16 protein-coding genes are annotated in these 15,792 nt (G+C 69.4%); 13 read left to right on the top strand and 3 right to left on the bottom strand.

Features of this window, described 5'->3' with window-relative positions; translation table 11 throughout:
- Positions 1–67: 67 nt before the first annotated feature.
- From ABZS54_RS08990 to ABZS54_RS08975, 4 genes are all read left to right on the top strand, one after another.
- The gene (locus tag ABZS54_RS08990) at positions 68–916 is read left to right on the top strand and encodes a putative RNA methyltransferase (RefSeq protein ID WP_355532606.1); all 849 of its coding nucleotides are present in this window, start codon (positions 68–70) and stop codon (positions 914–916) included.
- Between the two features lie 128 nt (positions 917–1,044).
- Complete coding sequence (locus tag ABZS54_RS08985; RefSeq protein WP_355532604.1) at positions 1,045–1,749, top strand: HAD family phosphatase; 705 nt, start codon at positions 1,045–1,047, stop codon at positions 1,747–1,749.
- A gap of 544 nt (positions 1,750–2,293) precedes the next feature.
- On the top strand, positions 2,294–3,667 hold the full coding sequence (locus ABZS54_RS08980) for a sensor histidine kinase (protein WP_355532602.1): 1,374 nt from the start codon (positions 2,294–2,296) through the stop codon (positions 3,665–3,667).
- Complete coding sequence (locus ABZS54_RS08975) at positions 3,664–4,341, top strand: response regulator transcription factor (protein WP_020552051.1); 678 nt, start codon at positions 3,664–3,666, stop codon at positions 4,339–4,341. The genes ABZS54_RS08980 and ABZS54_RS08975 overlap by 4 nt, the downstream gene beginning before the upstream one ends.
- A gap of 55 nt (positions 4,342–4,396) precedes the next feature.
- Here ABZS54_RS08975 and ABZS54_RS08970 read toward each other — a convergent pair whose 3' ends face one another.
- Complete coding sequence (locus ABZS54_RS08970; protein WP_355532600.1) at positions 4,397–5,311, bottom strand: PD-(D/E)XK nuclease family protein; 915 nt, start codon at positions 5,309–5,311, stop codon at positions 4,397–4,399.
- Positions 5,312–5,572: 261 nt separating this feature from the next.
- Between ABZS54_RS08970 and ABZS54_RS08965 the strand changes: the two genes are divergently transcribed.
- The gene (locus ABZS54_RS08965) at positions 5,573–5,818 is read left to right on the top strand and encodes a hypothetical protein (RefSeq protein ID WP_355532598.1); all 246 of its coding nucleotides are present in this window, start codon (positions 5,573–5,575) and stop codon (positions 5,816–5,818) included.
- Between the two features lie 153 nt (positions 5,819–5,971).
- Here the strand turns inward: ABZS54_RS08965 and ABZS54_RS08960 are convergent, their stop codons facing one another.
- Positions 5,972–7,066 carry a site-2 protease family protein gene (locus ABZS54_RS08960; RefSeq protein ID WP_355532596.1) on the bottom strand — a complete coding sequence of 365 codons (1,095 nt, stop codon included), beginning with the start codon at positions 7,064–7,066 and terminating at the stop codon, positions 5,972–5,974.
- Between the two features lie 176 nt (positions 7,067–7,242).
- On the opposite strand from ABZS54_RS08960, the gene ABZS54_RS08955 reads away from it, so the two are divergent.
- The gene (locus ABZS54_RS08955) at positions 7,243–8,151 is read left to right on the top strand and encodes a tRNA (adenine-N1)-methyltransferase (protein ID WP_355532594.1); all 909 of its coding nucleotides are present in this window, start codon (positions 7,243–7,245) and stop codon (positions 8,149–8,151) included.
- Between the two features lie 137 nt (positions 8,152–8,288).
- The gene (locus ABZS54_RS08950) at positions 8,289–8,993 is read left to right on the top strand and encodes a hypothetical protein (RefSeq protein WP_355532592.1); all 705 of its coding nucleotides are present in this window, start codon (positions 8,289–8,291) and stop codon (positions 8,991–8,993) included.
- A 33-nt stretch (positions 8,994–9,026) separates the two neighbouring features.
- Here the strand turns inward: ABZS54_RS08950 and ABZS54_RS08945 are convergent, their stop codons facing one another.
- On the bottom strand, positions 9,027–9,314 hold the full coding sequence (locus ABZS54_RS08945; protein ID WP_355532590.1) for a ferredoxin: 288 nt from the start codon (positions 9,312–9,314) through the stop codon (positions 9,027–9,029).
- A 224-nt stretch (positions 9,315–9,538) separates the two neighbouring features.
- On the opposite strand from ABZS54_RS08945, the gene arc reads away from it, so the two are divergent.
- The 6 genes from arc (at position 9,539) to prcA (ending at position 15,674) form a co-directional block, all read left to right on the top strand.
- A complete protein-coding gene (gene arc, locus ABZS54_RS08940) occupies positions 9,539–11,305 on the top strand; it encodes a proteasome ATPase (RefSeq protein WP_355532588.1) in 1,767 nt (588 codons plus the stop codon).
- A 220-nt stretch (positions 11,306–11,525) separates the two neighbouring features.
- Positions 11,526–13,031, top strand: coding sequence for a depupylase/deamidase Dop (gene dop, locus ABZS54_RS08935; protein ID WP_355532586.1), 1,506 nt, complete (start codon positions 11,526–11,528; stop codon positions 13,029–13,031).
- A 175-nt stretch (positions 13,032–13,206) separates the two neighbouring features.
- Entirely contained in the window at positions 13,207–13,416 is a 210-nt protein-coding gene (locus ABZS54_RS08930; protein ID WP_020552042.1) for a ubiquitin-like protein Pup, read from the top strand.
- Positions 13,417–13,595: 179 nt separating this feature from the next.
- On the top strand, positions 13,596–14,027 hold the full coding sequence (locus ABZS54_RS08925) for an endonuclease VII domain-containing protein (protein WP_355532584.1): 432 nt from the start codon (positions 13,596–13,598) through the stop codon (positions 14,025–14,027).
- Positions 13,979–14,824, top strand: coding sequence for a proteasome subunit beta (gene prcB / locus ABZS54_RS08920; RefSeq protein ID WP_355532582.1), 846 nt, complete (start codon positions 13,979–13,981; stop codon positions 14,822–14,824). Before ABZS54_RS08925 ends, prcB begins: the two co-directional genes overlap by 49 nt.
- Positions 14,825–14,888: 64 nt before the next feature.
- Positions 14,889–15,674: a proteasome subunit alpha gene (prcA, locus tag ABZS54_RS08915; RefSeq protein ID WP_355532580.1), complete on the top strand. Its 786-nt coding sequence runs from the start codon at positions 14,889–14,891 to the stop codon at positions 15,672–15,674.
- Positions 15,675–15,792 lie beyond the last annotated feature (118 nt).

The raw sequence follows: 15,792 nt of genomic DNA, 5'->3' as shown, positions 1-15,792 counted from the left end.
CCCATCCATACCGGCGACGGCCGGGGCCCACCGGCCCCGGCCGGCACCGGCGGCACGAACGAGGCACATGCTCGGCGACGTCGTGGAAACCCTGGCCTGTCCGCACTGCGGCGCGGATCTGGCGGGGGACGCCGGCGGCCTGCGCTGCGCCGCCGGACACACCTTCGACATCGCCCGCCAGGGCTACGTCAACCTGCTCACCGGGGCGGGCTCGGTGGGCACCGCCGATACCGCCGCCATGGTCGCCGCCCGCGTCGACTTCCTCGGCGCCGGCCACTACGACCCGATCGGCGACGCGCTCACCGCCGCGTGCGCGGGCTCGGTGCCCGGAACCCTCGTCGATGTCGGCGCGGGCACCGGACACCACCTCGCGCGTGTGCTCGACGCGCTGCCGAACCGGTACGGACTGGCCCTGGACATCTCCAAATACGCACTGCGCCGGGCCGCCCGTGCCCACCCGCGAATGGGCGCCGCAGTGTGTGACGCGTGGCGCCCGCTACCGGTGCGCACCGGCGCCGCGGCCCGGGTGCTCAACGTGTTCGCCCCGCGCAACCCGGCCGAGCTGCACCGGATCCTGGCCGCCGAGGGCACCCTGGTGGTCGCCGCACCCAACGCGGGGCACCTGGCCGAGCTGGTGCCCGCGCTCGACCTGCTCCAGGTCGACCCGGACAAACAGCTGCGCATCGACGCCAAGCTCGCGCCGTGGTTCACCGTGCGCGCGCGAGAGAGCGTCACCTTCACCATGGCGCTCGACCACACCGCGATCGCCGGCGTGGTGGCGATGGGCCCCAGCGCCTGGCACACCGACCCCGAACGGCTGCGATCCGCGATCGCGGTGCTGGCCGACCCACTCGCCGTGACCGCTTCGGTCACCGTTTCCGTATACGACCCCGTTCGGCGGTTGCCCAATGCCTGACGGCGCCGCACAATCGAGGACCCGCCGGAGCCAACCGGTGGATCCGACTCCTGGAGAACCCGCGTGAGGAGATACACCCACCCCATCCACAGCACGACTTCCCGTACCGGGGGACAGGCGGCCACACGATGACGGCAGCGCTCACGACCACGACCGGATCACGCCCGGGCCACGGCCTCGCGGCGGTCCTGTTCGACATGGACGGCACCTTGGTCGACACCGAACGCAACTGGTTCGCCACCGAGACCGCCGTGATGGCCGACCTCGGCTTCACCCTCACCGCGCAGCACGCCCAGCACCTCCTCGGCAGCCCGATGGAGCCCGCCGTCGCCTACCTGCTCTCGGTCTCCGGCCTCGACGTCGCGCCCGCCGAACTGGAACGCCGGATCAACGCCGGCATGGTCGCCGCGCTGCGCGACGGCGTGGACCTGCGTCCCGGCGCCAAGCGGCTGCTCGCCGAGGTCGACGAGGCCGGCGTGCCCTGCGCGCTGGTCACCGCCTCGCAACGGGTGATCGTGGAAGCGGTGTTGCCCTCGATCGGCGCCCACCACTTCCGCTTCACCCTGGCCGGCGACGAGATCGCCCGCACCAAGCCGCACCCCGACCCGTACCTGACCGCGGCCCGCCGGCTCGGGGCGCAGCCGTGGGCCTGCGTGGTCGTCGAGGACTCGCCCACCGGCATCGCCTCCGGCGAGGCGGCCGGCTGCGCCGTACTGGCGGTGCCCAGCATGACGCCGATCCCGGCCTCGCCGACGCGCACCGTCGTGGAATCCCTCGAAGAGGTCGACCTGGCCTTCCTGGGCGAACTGGTCCGGGCCCGCGTGGCACGCTGAGCCCGAGACGCCGGCCGACACGGGCCGGTACAAACGGGTGGGAGCGGACGGGCCCGAAGGCCCGCCCGCTCCCACATCCCCGTGTTTCCCCCGTACCGCGTTCCCCGTGTACTGCGTTTCCCCGTGTAGTGCGTGTACTGCGTTACCCCCGTGCCGGAGCCCCCGTGCTCCGACCCGTACTGCTTCCCCGTCGGTCCTGCTCGACCTCCCGGCGGCGGTTTCCCCCGTCCCCGTGACCGCCGAGAGGTCGGCTGTGCTCCGCCCGAACCCCGAAGAGCTCGGACCCCCGTACTACCCCCGTAGTACAGCCCCGAGGTTCCCGTTCCCGGGTCCCCCGTGTGTTGTCCAGTGTTGGCGATCGGGGAGAGCAGGGCTTCAGGGAAGTCCCTCGCGTTCTCCGCATCCCCGTGCCCATCCCGCCAGACCGTTGAGTACGGACCGCGGCTCCGCCCGGAGGAGGAGATCGGCCCACCGCTCCTCCCAGGGGACGAGACCGGGCCCCCAGGGGGTCAAAACCCCCAGCCACGGGCCCTACCGTAAGAGCGTGCGCGCCGTGACCCCCGACCCGGACACCCCCGCCGGGACCCCAGCCCGACCCGGACCGAGCGAATGCCTGCCCGGGCTCGATCGAGCACGTGCCTGTCTCGCCGACATCGTCCACGAACTCGGCCGCGGCACACGTCAACCGTGGCCGCGCCCCACCTTGCTCGACGTGGCCCTGGTGGTGCTCCTGTCCGTCCTGTCCGTGGGCGGCCTGTACTTCCACGAACTGGGCATGCGCGACGTCCGCGACCCGGACGTGTGGGGCATCCTGCTCGCGCTGCTCACCGCCGTCCCGCTGCTGTGGCGTGGAGCACACTCGCTGCGCGTGCTGATCTGGGTCAGCGTCGCCGGGCTGATCCTGGCCGGCGCGCAGTACGAATCCGCCGGGGCCGGACTCGGCCAGATCGTCGCGCTGTACGCGGTCGCGGTCGGCCGCTCCCGCGTGCCCGCCGCAGCGGCGCTCGCCTTCACCGAGAGCGCCACCATCGTGTGGCTGGTGATGCGCGACAGCGACATCGTCTTCCTCGACGTGGTCGCCAACATGGCCGCGATGTTCGCGGTGTGGGCCTTCGCCCGCAGCGTCGGCTTCCGGCGCGCCTACACCGCCGAACTGGAGGCCCGCGCCGACCGCCTCGAGCGCACCCGCGAGGCGGACACCCGCGCCGCGATCGCCGAGGAACGCGGCCGCATCGCCCGCGAGCTGCACGACGTGGTCGCGCACCACGTCTCGGTGATGACCGTGCAGGCCTCCGCCGCGCAGCGGATGGTCGCGCGCAACCCGGACCGGGCCAAGGAGGCGATGGCCGCGGTCGAACAGACCGGCCGGGGCGCCCTGGTGGAGATGCGCCGCCTGGTCGGCATCCTGCGCGACAGCACCGACGCGGTGGGCGGCCCCAACGAGGGCCATAACGCGCCCCAGCCGGGCCTGGACCAGCTCGACACGCTGGTCACCCAGGTCCGCGAGGCCGGGCTTCCGGTCGAGCTCTCCCTGGAAGGCGCCCCCTGCGCGCTCCCGCCGGGCATCGACCTGGCGGCCTATCGGATCGTCCAGGAAGCCCTCACGAACACGCTCAAGCACGCCGGCCCCGCCGAGGCCAGGGTGCTGCTGCGCTACAGCCGCAGCGAACTGTTGGTGCGCGTCGCCGACGACGGTCGAGGCGGCAGTACGGTGCCCACCGGCGACCGCACCGGACACGGCCTGCTCGGCATGCGTGAGAGGGTCTCCCTCTACGGTGGACGTCTGTACGCGGGACCCCGGGCCCAGGACGGCTTCGAGGTCCTCGCGCGCATTCCCCTCTCCGCCACGAACACCGCCGACACCGCCGCCCCGCCGGACGGTGCCGCCCCCGACCGACTGGAGCAGACCCGCCCATGACGATCCGCGTCATCCTGGTCGACGATCAGCCACTGCTGCGCACCGGCTTCCGGATGATCCTGGAGGCCGAGCCCGACATCGCCGTCGTCGGCGAGGCCGCCGACGGCGAACAGGCCGTCGAACAGGTCCGCGCCCTGCAGCCCGACGTCGTGCTGATGGACATCCGCATGCCCCGCATGGACGGCGTCGAGGCCACCCGACGGATCGCCGGCTCCGGCCGGGACGGGGAGAACACCGCACGCGTGCTCGTGCTCACCACGTTCGATCTGGACGAGTACGTGGTGGAGGCGCTGCGCGCGGGGGCGAGCGGCTTCCTGCTCAAGGACGTGCCCGCCGACGACCTGGTCACCGCGATCCGGGTGATCGCCGAGGGCGAGGCGCTGCTCGCGCCGAGCATCACCCGACGGCTTCTGGACATGTACGCCGCGCGCCTGCCCTCCGCCGAGGACCCCACCCCCGACACGCTCGCGATGCTCACCGAACGCGAGGTGGAGGTGCTGCGGCTGGTCGCGCGCGGCATGTCCAACGCCGAGATCGCCGCTGAGCTCTACGTCAGCGAGACCACGGTCAAGACCCACGTCGGCCACGTGTTGACCAAGCTGGGCCTGCGCGACCGGGTCCAGGCCGCCGTCTACGCGTACGAGAGCGGCCTGGTGCGTCCCGGCGCGATCTGACCGGGGCCGGGGCCGCCGGTCCGAGTCGCGGCCGACCCCGTCCCCGTGAGACGACCTACGCCGGCACCACCGGCAGCGGATACACCGGGGGTGTGCCACCGAACTCGGGGCACACCTCCCGGTGATCGCACCACCCGCACAGCTTGGACTTCCTGGGCAGCCACTCGCCCGTCCGGGTGGCCAGGTCGATCGCCTGCCACAGCGCCCGCAGCTTGCGCTCGACCGCCAGCAACTCGCCCTCGTCCGGGTCGTAGGTGATCACGTCGCCGCTGCCGAGGTAGACCAGCTGCAACCGACGCGGCACCCGCCCGTGTTGGCGCCACAACACCAGCGCGTAGAACTTCATCTGGAACAGCGGCTTGTCCTGGAACATCGGCGACGGCGCCTTGCCCGTTTTGTAGTCCACCACCCGCAGATCGCCCGCAGGCGCCACGTCGAGGCGGTCCACGATCCCGCGCAGGACCAGGCCGTCGTCCAGCGTCGTCTCCACATAGAGCTCGCGGCGGGCCGGCTCCAGGCGGTTGGGATCCTCCAGCGTGAAGTAGCGCTCGACCAGCTTGTCCGCGTCCCGCAACCACGTGCCCAAGCCTGCGACATCCTCGCCGAACAACTCGGCCAGCTCCGGGCGCTCGGCCAACAACTCGTCCCACGCCGGCCGCACCATCGCCAACGCCCGCTCCGGGGTGCGCTCGCCGCTGGGCAGGTCGAACAGGCGCTCCAGGACGGTGTGTACCACCGTGCCGCGGGTCGCCGCCGCGCTCGGCTTCTCCGGCAGCTTGTCGATCACCCGCAGCCGATACAGCAGCGGACACTGCATGAAGTCCGCCGCCCGGGACGGCGACAGCGACACCGGCGGCCGCGGCGCCCGCTCGCCGGCCGGGGCGGGCACCACGACGCTCGCGGTCTCGACGGCGGGCTCGGCCAGGAGGGACTCCTCGGCGGAGGTGGTCTCGGAGGGGCTGACGCTCATGCCGACCACCCTAAGCGCGCGGGGAGACACCCTGTGCGCGCGAGGGGCCGCAGCCCCTGTCAATCGGCGCTACCGCTCAGTAGAGTCCCGGCACCGCCAGTCCCAGGCACCCCTTTCGTACCTCGACGGAGGCCCCATGCGCGTCCTTACCCGCCCCCGCACGTACGCCGCCGCGGTCGCCGCCGGCCTGCTTCCGGCGAGCCTGCCGGCGCCCGCGTACGCGCACGGCGACCGGCCCGGCCGCACGCCGGACCGCGCGCGGTGGCCGGCAACCCGGAGAGCTACCGCTACGACCCGGACACCCGCACCTACACGCTGACCTTCACCACCCACCGAGGTGTCGACGGCCCCACCGAGATCGCCCTCCCCAAGGACGTCTACGCCAAGCCCCCGACCATCCAGATCACCGGCCCCGGCCGCACCCACACCGACACCCGCAACAACACGGCCGGAATCACCACTGCCAAAGACGGCCGCTACACCATCACCATCACTCCAACCCCCTGACCCACGCGGCCCCGGCCCGCCCGGCGTTCGAGGCCAAAGAAGGCCCGGCACCACTCACCGCAACAGCGACGCCCTGCCAAGCAAACCATCCAGCCCGGCCGGCGGGTGAGGCCAAGTGGCCCGGCCGGCGATCGAGGCCGAAGAACCCCGCCATCAACCCCGCATCATGGCCAAAAACGCATGCTCGACATCCGTCCGAGCAAGCACCCCGTACACCCCGCCGTCCCGCTCCACCACCAGGTACTCACTCGCCGGCGCCGCCCGCATCGCCACCAACAGATCCTCCCCGGCCAGATCCGCGTCGACCTTCATCCCCGGCACCAGGTCCCGCGCCAGGGTCCCCACCGCCACCCACGGCCGGCGATGCTCCGGCGTCGCCAACACCGCGGCCTCGCGCACCAGTCCCACCGGTTCGCCACCCCCGTCCACCACCACCAACCCGCGCGCGCCCTCCTCGTGCGCCCGCCGCAACCCCTCCGACAACGGCACATCCGCCGCCACCGGAATCGCCCGCCGGGTCAACAACCGCACCCGCAACTCCGGCAACCGCTCCCGAAGCCGCTCCGCGCGCAGCGACTGCACCGCGCCCGCCCACATGAATCCGGCCACCAGGGCACCGAAGATCAGCGTGTACGTCCGCGCCCCCGCGTCCGCCCCCAGTGACCACACCGCTGCCGCGACCAGCACCACCACGGCCAGCACCCGCCCGGCCCAGGACGCGGCGATGGTGCCCGCCAGCGGCCGCCCGCTGACCCGCCACACCACCGCCCGCAACATCCGGCCACCGTCCAACGGCAGCCCTGGCAGCAGATTGAACGCCGCCACCAGCAGATTGGACACCGCCAGCAAGGCGATCATCCGCCCCGCCAACGTGTCCACGTCCAAGGCCAGGCCGATCAGCCAGAACCCGCCACCGAGCGCAAGGGACAACGCCGGGCCCGCCGCGGACACCAGGAACTCGTGCCGGGCCGTCTCCGGCTTGTCGATCTCGGACACCCCGCCCAGGAACTGAATGGTGATCCGCTGCACCCGCAGGCCCAACCGCAGCGCCGTCACCGCGTGCGCCAACTCGTGCACCAGGACCGACACGTACAGCAGCACCGCGAAGCCGAACGACAACACGAACCGCCACGGACCCAGATCCGGGAACAGGCTCTCGAAGGTCGGCGCGAACAACACCGTGATCACCGCGGCGATCACGAACCACGTCGGAGCGACGTAGACCGGCACCCCGAAGGGGCGCCCCATGAGCAGGCCACGCCTCGGTTCCCGGCGCGGAGCGTCATCCCGCCGCATCCTGCGTCCCTGCGGCCTGCTCGAATCAGTCACGTGCAAGATGCTATGCAACCGAGTCCGGGTTTGACCCCCACGGGGCCCGCACCCACACGTCCGAGCGTCGCCCACGACCGACTAGGCTGACCCCCATGTCCGAACCGACCGGTGCCGCGCGCAGGCGCGGACCCTTCCAGGTCGGGGACCAGGTTCAGCTGACCGATCCCAAGGGCCGCCACCACACCTTCACGCTCGAAGCGGGCAAGGCGTTCCACACCCACAAGGGCTCGTTTCAACACGACGCGCTGATCGGTGCTCCCGAAGGGACCGTCGTACGGTCCACCGGGAACACCGACTACCTCGCGCTGCGACCTCTGCTCCCCGACTTCGTCCTGTCCATGCCCCGCGGTGCCGCGGTGATCTACCCGAAGGACGCCGGCCAGATCCTCGCGATGGCCGACATCTTCGCCGGCGCCCGCGTCGTCGAGGCCGGCGTCGGCTCCGGCGCGCTGAGCACCTTCCTGCTCCGCGCCATCGGCGACACCGGGCAGCTCGCCTCCTACGAACGTCGACAGGACTTCGCGGACATCGCCCGCAAGAACGTCGAACGCTACTTCGGCGCCCCTCACCCCGCGTGGAAGCTCACCGTCGGCGACCTCCAGGACAACCTCGTGGAGACCGGGGTGGATCGGGTGATCCTCGACATGCTCGCGCCCTGGGAATGCCTGGACGCGGTCTACAAGGCCCTCGCCCCCGGCGGCCTGGTGTGCTGCTACGTGGCCACCACCACGCAGCTCTCGCGCACCGTGGAGACCATGCGCGTGATGAACTGCTTCACCGAGCCGCAGCCGTTCGAGTCGATGGTCCGCTCCTGGCACGTCGAGGGTCTCGCGGTCCGCCCCGACCACCGGATGATCGGGCACACCGGCTTCCTCGTCACCGCCCGGCGTCTCGCCGACGGAGTCGAGCCGCCGCTGCGCCGGCGCCGCCCGTCCAAGGGCTCCTACGGCGACGACTACGCCGGCCCCGGCGCGGAAGCCGGTGCCCCACTCGAATCCTGACCCATCGTCAGGCAATGGTTGAGACAAGGCGGGCCGGGACTCTATACCAGGACCCGGCCCGCCGCATAGGGTCGTCCACCGTGGCGGACGATCACTTCGAAACCCGGCCCGCGCGCGGCGACAGTACCCGCGGGCTCGTGACCACCGACGCACCACCCGACAGCGTGCCCAGGCACATCGAGGTCCCCGACGTCCGCACCGGCATAGCCTTCGCCACCGCGGCCATAGTGTTCGTCTTCATCGTCGGCACCGGCCTGGTGATATGGGCCGCGGCCTCGCTCGACGGCGGCGTGCCGGGTGTCACCGCACCGGCCAGGCACCGCCCCAACCAGCAGGACCCGCCGGCCGCGCCGCGCACCATCCAACCCGGCGAGAACGCCGCGAACACGTCGAATCAGGGTCAACCGCTCGTCCACGCCCCCGAGGTCGTGCAGACCGTGCCGCTCGCCGGCAGCCGCAGCCGAACCACCGGCGGCCCGACCGAGGCGGAGCTCGCGAACGTCGTGTTCCCGCTCGACTGCCCGGGCGTGGGAACGCAGATCAAGACCGTGCTGACCGACCCCACCGGTCCCACCGTGGTTCGGGTCGCGTGCGCGGCCGGCTCCGGAACCCCGCCCGCCGCGCTGCTGGCCTATGCAGCCGCGGACACCGGCCCGCCCCGACTGGTGGCCACCCTGCTCGACACCGGCGAAGGCCTCGTGGTGAGCGACATCACCCGCAGCGGCGACACGATCACCGCCGGTACTCTGGGCTGGTCCGTTCCGGACGGGCCCCGTTGCTGCCCCGATGTGGTCGGAACACTCCGTTGGCGACTCACCGCGCTCGGTGCCGAGCGGATCTGACGCGTCGCCAGACACCGGCGTACGAAGCGGAATTCAGGTTACGTCCGGCCCGTACACCTCGACACCGTCGGAAACCCGGCGCATGTGGATGCATTCGCCCGGACACTTGCGTGTGGCGTCGATCACTTCCGCGACCAGTGGTCCGGGGACCGGGACCACCGCGCCCGCCTCGGTGCGCAGCTCGTCGTCGGCACCCTTGACGTACGCCAGCCCGTCGATGTCCAGCTCGAAGACCTCTCGTGCGTATTGGACGCAGATGCCGTCCCCGGTGCAGAGATCCTGATCGATCCAGACCTCGAGGGGTTCGTTTTCTGCGGACATGGGGCCTCACTCTTCACCGATTCGTATCGACATGCGCCCGACAGACCCTACTCGCGCCTGCTTCCCGAGGTCATGAGGTGGGTATCTGATCCTCACAAGCGTGGGGGCAATCGCACGGGTGAAGATCGGACACGCCCGGACAGTCTTGCTGATCAAGGGGTTTCAACCCCTCCTGCCGTAGGTAGGGTCGGAGACGTCGCAGCTCCCAGGAGGAGGTGAGGGCCGTGGCAGTCCACGACGACGACATGAACCGTGGTGGGAGGCCGGCTCGGGGTACGGACGACCTCGTAAGCCAGGTTTCTTTTCTAGAGCAGGAAGTCGCCGTCCTGCGTCGCAAGCTCGCCGACTCACCGCGCCAGAGCCGTTTGCTCGAGGAGCGGGTCGTCGATCTTCAGGCGTCCTTGGCCGGCATGACCACACAGAACGAGCGATTGGTCGCGACCTTGAGGGAGGCCCGCGACCAGATCGTGGCCCTCAAGGAGGAAGTGGACCGACTCGCCCAACCCCCCTCGGGGTTCGGCGTGTTCCTACAGGCCAACGAGGACGGCACGGCGGACATCTTCACCGGCGGGCGCAAGCTCCGGGTGAACGTCAGCCCCAACATCGAACTCGACGAACTCCGGCGTGGCCAAGAGGTCATGCTCAACGAGGCCATGAACGTGGTCGACGCGATGGAGTTCGAGCGAGTCGGCGACGTGGTGATGCTCAAGGAGCTGCTGGAGGACGGCGAACGAGCGCTGGTCATCGGGCACACCGACGAGGAGCGCGTGGTGCGCCTCGCCGAACCGCTCCTGGACTCCCCGCTGCGTGCGGGGGACTCGCTGCTGCTCGATTCCCGATCGGGATACGTCTACGAGCGGGTTCCCAAGAGCGAGGTCGAGGAACTGGTCCTCGAAGAGGTCCCGGACATCGACTACACCAAGATCGGCGGTCTGCGGAACCAGATCGAGATGATCCGGGACGCGGTCGAGCTGCCCTACCTGCACCCCGACCTGTTCAAGGAGCACGAGCTCCGCCCGCCCAAGGGCATCCTGCTCTACGGCCCCCCCGGCTGCGGCAAGACGTTGATCGCCAAGGCGGTCGCCAACTCGCTCGCGAAGAAGGTTGCCGAGGCCCAGGGCAACGAACAGGGCAAGAGCTACTTCCTCAACATCAAGGGCCCCGAACTGCTCAACAAGTACGTCGGCGAGACCGAGCGGCACATCCGTCTGGTCTTCCAGCGGGCTCGGGAGAAGGCCAGCGAGGGCACGCCCGTCATCGTCTTCTTCGACGAGATGGACTCGCTCTTCCGCACCCGAGGATCGGGCGTCAGCTCGGACGTGGAGAACACCATCGTCCCGCAGCTGCTGTCCGAGATCGACGGCGTGGAGGGCCTGGAGAACGTCATCGTGATCGGCGCCTCCAACCGCGAGGACATGATCGACCCGGCCATCCTGCGACCGGGGCGACTCGATGTGAAGATCAAGATCGAGCGTCCGGACGCCGAGGCGGCCAAGGACATCTTCGCCAAGTACCTCAAGGTCTCGCTGCCCCTGCACGACGACGACCTGGTGGAACACGGCGGCAACCGGGCCGCCACCGTCACCGGCATGATCCAGGTCGCCGTGGAGCGGATGTACTCGGAGAACGACGAGAACCGTTTCCTGGAGGTCACCTACGCCAACGGTGACAAGGAGACCCTGTACTTCAAGGACTTCAACTCCGGCGCGATGATCGAGAACATCGTCGGTCGCGCGAAGAAGATGGCGATCAAGGACTTCCTGGAACACCGCCAGAAGGGCATCCGGGTGGCCCACCTGCTCGCCGCGTGCGTCGACGAGTTCAAGGAGAACGAGGACCTGCCCAACACCACCAACCCCGACGACTGGGCGCGGATCTCCGGCAAGAAGGGCGAGCGGATCGTCTACATCCGCACTCTGGTCTCGGGCAAGCAGGGCGACGAGGCCGGGCGCTCCATCGACACCGTGGCCAACACCGGTCAGTACCTCTGATCCCGATCGAGTACCGATTGACCACCGACACCGCGGCCCGTGTTCAGGTCGAACACGGGCCGCGGCGCCGTGCCGGGACGACATTTCCGCACAGGGCAATAGTTCCGGCCGTATCCCCAAGGCAATCCAACGGCAATAGGCTCGGCAGCATGACCAGGGTGTACCCGGATCACGGAGAGTGTGGATCGGGTACCGGCCGGGTGAGGGACGAGGGGGTCGCATGACCGTCCGGCGTGTGATGGGCATTGAAACCGAGTACGGGATCTCCGTACCCGGTCATCCGAACGCCAACGCGATGTTGACGTCTTCCCAGATCGTGAACGCGTACGCCGCAGCGATGCAGCGGGCTCGCCGGGCCCGCTGGGACTTCGAGGAGGAAAATCCGCTGCGCGACGCGCGCGGGTTCGACCTTGCGCGAGAGCTGGCCGACTCCAGCCAGCTGACCGACGAGGACGTCGGTCTCGCCAACGTGATCCTGACCAACGGTGCGCGGCTCTACGTCGACCACGCCCACCCGGAGTACAGCGCGCCCGAGACCACCAACCCGCGTGACGCGGTGATCTGGGACAAGGCCGGCGAGCGGATCATGGCCGAGGCCGCGCGGCGGGCCGGCGAGCTGCCCGGCGGGCAGCAAATCCTGCTGTACAAGAACAACACCGACAACAAGGGCGCCTCCTACGGCACGCACGAGAACTACCTCATGCAGCGCGCCACGCCGTTCGCCGACATCGTCCGGCATCTGACCCCGTTCTTCGTCTCCCGGCAGGTGATCTGCGGAGCGGGCCGGGTGGGCATCGGCCAGGACGGCTCCGCGCACGGCTTCCAGATCAGCCAGCGGGCGGACTACTTCGAGGTCGAGGTCGGCCTGGAGACCACGCTCAAGCGGCCGATCATCAACACCCGCGACGAGCCGCACGCGGACGCCGAGAAGTATCGGCGCCTGCACGTGATCATCGGTGACGCAAACCTGTCCGAGGTGTCCACCTACCTCAAGCTCGGCACCACCGCGCTGGTCCTGTCGATGATCGAGGATCGTTTTCTCGGCAACGACCTGACCGTGGACCAGCCCGTGCGCACGCTGCACGAGGTCTCCCACGACCCCACCCTCAAGCAGCTGATCACGCTGCGCAACGGCCGCAAACTGACCGCGATCCAGCTCCAGCTGGAATACCTGGAGTTGGCCCGCAAGTACGTCGAGAATCGGTTCGGCAAGGACGTCGACGAGGACACCACGGACGTGCTCGACCGCTGGGAGTCGGTGCTGACCCGGCTGGAGGCCGATCCGATGTCGCTCGCGCGCGAGCTGGACTGGGTGGCCAAGCTCCAGCTCCTGGAGGGCTACCGGCAGCGTGACGCGCTGGACTGGGACGCGCCGAGGCTGCACCTGGTCGACCTCCAGTACGCGGACGTACGGCCGGACAAGGGCCTGTACAACAAGCTGGAGGACCGTTTCGAGCGGATCGCCGGCGAGGCCGAGGTGCAGCGCGCCGTGCACCTGCCGCCGGAGGACACGCGGGCCTACTTCCGCGGTCGATGTCTGGAGCAGTACGCCGACGAGGTCGCCGCCGCGTCGTGGGACTCGGTGATCTTCGATGTCGCGGGTCACGACTCGCTCCAGCGGGTACCAACCCTGGAACCGCTGCGCGGGACGAAGGCCCACGTGAAGGACCTGCTCGATCGCTGCCGCACAGCCGAGGATCTGGTCCGCGCCCTCACGGGTGGATGACCTCGTTCGTTCGCGGGAACAAAGCGAATGAACGGATAAATCCCCTTCCGGAACACCTGGCATCCGACACTCGTTGGCACTTACACCCCCGATCCTTCGGGATCGGGGGTGTGGATGCTCCGGGGAATGGATAGGCACCGGTTCAAGGAAATGATCACAAGGTGGGGTGAGTGACATGGCCACTAAGGACAGCGGCGGACAACAGCGCGCGACTAAGCGCTCGGAAGAGGTCGAGGAGACCACTGCCGAGGCACAGTCCGACGTGCAGGAACGACACGAGAAGCTGACGGATGACGTCGACTCGGTATTGGACGAAATCGACGAGGTGCTTGAGGAGAACGCCGAGGAATTCGTGAGGGGATTTGTCCAAAAGGGGGGTGAATAGGAGTAAATGTCCGATTTGAGATCGGGCAAGATTGCCCCGACTGTAAGGAATGGAAGCCCGCTCAGGACTTCGGATCCAACGCGACGAGTCCTGACGGGCTTTCATTCTATTGTCGGGTGTGCAATCGAAAGTGCGCGGCGATTTCGTATCGTGCCCGCAGGGAACGTGCGGGTCTCAAGGTGCGTCCCAGGATCGATGTCCCCGACGGCCACAAGCGTTGCCCGAAGTGTGAACAGATCAAACCGCATTCCGAATGGCATAAAAGTTCCCGACAATGGGACGGCCCCGCGGCGCGCTGTAAATCCTGTCGTAAAGTCGATGGCCGGGCCGGCCGCCTCGTGCGCGAATACGGTCTCACCGAGGCCGACCCGCAGCGCATGATCGCAGGCCAAATGGGCGTATGTCCGATCTGTCGGCCAACCAAGCTCGAACACGTCGATCATGATCACGAAACCGGTAGGGTCCGAGCCGTACTCTGCTTCAACTGCAATGCCGCACTGGGCATGTTCAAGGATCGACCCGACGCGTTGCGCCGGGCCGCAACCTATGTGGAAGGGATCGTGTGGAAGCCAACACTCGTGGCACCGGGCGTCTACCGGCTGCCTTCCTGACCCCCGGGTCGTCCTCGTTCGCCGAATTTCTCGACGCCTACCGGCCCGAGCTGTTGCCCGCGCGTAGGACGCCTCCGGTGCAGCCCGTGACGATCGAGGCGCCGCACGGCACGACGATCGTGACCGCGACTTTCGACGGTGGCGTGGTGATGGCCGGCGACCGGCGGGCCACGATGGGGAACCTGATCGCACAGCGGGACATCGAGAAGGTGTTCCCGGCCGACGAGTACTCGGTCGTGGGCATCGCCGGCACCGCCGGCCTCGCGGTCGAGATGGTTCGGCTGTTCCAGGTCGAGCTGGAGCACTACGAGAAGATCGAGGGCACCACGCTGTCCCTGGAGGGCAAGGCCAACCGGCTGTCGCAGATGATCCGCGGCAACCTCGGGATGGCCATGCAGGGTCTCGCTGTGGTGCCGCTGTTCGCCGGCTTCGACGTGGACGGCGGGGTCGGGCGGATCTTCAGCTACGACATCACCGGTGGCCGATCCGAGGAGCACGGCTTCCACTCGGTGGGCTCGGGCTCATTGTTCGCCCGAGGCGCGCTGAAGAAGCTGTACCGCCCCGGCCTGGACGCCGACGACATCGTGACGGTGTGCATCCAGGCGCTCTACGACGCGGCCGACGACGACTCCGCCACCGGCGGGCCGGACCTGACCCGGCGGATCTTCCCGGTGGTGACACTGGTGACCGAGGACGGTATCCGCCGGCTCACCTCGGAGGAAGTCGGCGAGATCGTCCGCACCGTGGTCGACGCCCGGATGGACGACCCCAACGGCCCGACCGCGCCGCTGACGTGACCCCGATGTCGAGGACCCGACCAGCCGACCCTTCGAGACCGGCTCCGACGAAAAGGACTCCACGGTGACGACGCCCTTCTATGTGTCGCCGCAGCAGGCCATGGCGGACCGGGCCGACTATGCCCGCAAGGGCATCGCCCGCGGCCGCAGTGTGGTCGTGCTGACCTACGCGGACGGCATCCTGTTCGTGGCGGAGAACTACTCTCGCGCCCTGCACAAGATCAGTGAGATCTACGACCGCATCGCGTTCGCCGCGGTCGGCAAGTACAACGAGTTCGAGAACCTGCGGATCGGCGGCGTGCGCTACGCCGACATCCGCGGCTACTCGTACGCGCGCAACGACGTCACCGCCCGCGGGTTGGCGAACGTGTACGCCCAGACGCTGGGCACGATCTTCTCCAGCGGCGGTGAGAAGCCGTACGAGGTGGAGCTCATCGTCGCCGAGGTCGGCAGCGCGCCCGAGGACGATCAGATCTATCGGCTCACCTACGACGGCTCGGTGGCCGACGAGCACAACTACGTCGCCATGGGCGGCAACGTCGAGCAGATCACCGACCAGCTCAAGCGCCACCACCGCGAGGGGCTCACCCTGGAGGCCGCGCTCAAGGTCGCGGTCGACGCGCTCTCGCGCGACGGCGTCGGCGAGAAGCGCTCGATCACGGCCTCCCAGTTGGAGGTCGCCACGCTGGACCGGACCCGGCCGCAGCAGCGCAAGTTCAAGCGCTTGGTGGGCGGTCAGCTGACCCGCCTGCTCGGCGAGGCGGAGCCGGCCGCCGAGGCGGTCGAGGCTGCCGAGGAGCGGGCGGGTCAGACCGCGCCCGAGGCCACGCCGGAGCCCGGCGAAGAGTAGTCCCGCGCACGTCACAGGGCCCGCGTACCGCGTCGGTGCGCGGGCCCTGACGCGTCTGGGGCCCACTGTGGCGGCTGCCTCTGCGGCACGCCGAGGCACGGCGCCGGACGACGCGGCC

Source organism: Embleya sp. NPDC005575, from assembly GCF_040605455.1.
In the GTDB taxonomy this organism is placed as follows: Bacteria; Actinomycetota; Actinomycetes; order Streptomycetales; family Streptomycetaceae; genus Embleya.
The sequence above is the reverse complement of the archived record's forward strand: the minus strand, read 5'-3'. Positions and strand labels throughout refer to the sequence as shown.

Bases quoted from the DNA above. Each gene is read 5' to 3' on its own strand.
- ABZS54_RS08990 (WP_355532606.1), top strand. From the start codon at position 68: ATGCTCGGCGACGTCGTGGAAACCCTGGCCTGTCCGCACTGCGGCGCG.
- ABZS54_RS08985 (WP_355532604.1), top strand. From the start codon at position 1,045: ATGACGGCAGCGCTCACGACCACGACCGGATCACGCCCGGGCCACGGC.
- ABZS54_RS08975 (WP_020552051.1), top strand. From the start codon at position 3,664: ATGACGATCCGCGTCATCCTGGTCGACGATCAGCCACTGCTGCGCACC.
- ABZS54_RS08970 (WP_355532600.1), bottom strand. From the start codon at position 5,311: ATGAGCGTCAGCCCCTCCGAGACCACCTCCGCCGAGGAGTCCCTCCTG.
- ABZS54_RS08960 (WP_355532596.1), bottom strand. From the start codon at position 7,066: ATGGGGCGCCCCTTCGGGGTGCCGGTCTACGTCGCTCCGACGTGGTTC.
- ABZS54_RS08955 (WP_355532594.1), top strand. From the start codon at position 7,243: ATGTCCGAACCGACCGGTGCCGCGCGCAGGCGCGGACCCTTCCAGGTC.
- ABZS54_RS08945 (WP_355532590.1), bottom strand. From the start codon at position 9,314: ATGTCCGCAGAAAACGAACCCCTCGAGGTCTGGATCGATCAGGATCTC.
- dop (WP_355532586.1), top strand. From the start codon at position 11,526: ATGACCGTCCGGCGTGTGATGGGCATTGAAACCGAGTACGGGATCTCC.
- ABZS54_RS08930 (WP_020552042.1), top strand. From the start codon at position 13,207: ATGGCCACTAAGGACAGCGGCGGACAACAGCGCGCGACTAAGCGCTCG.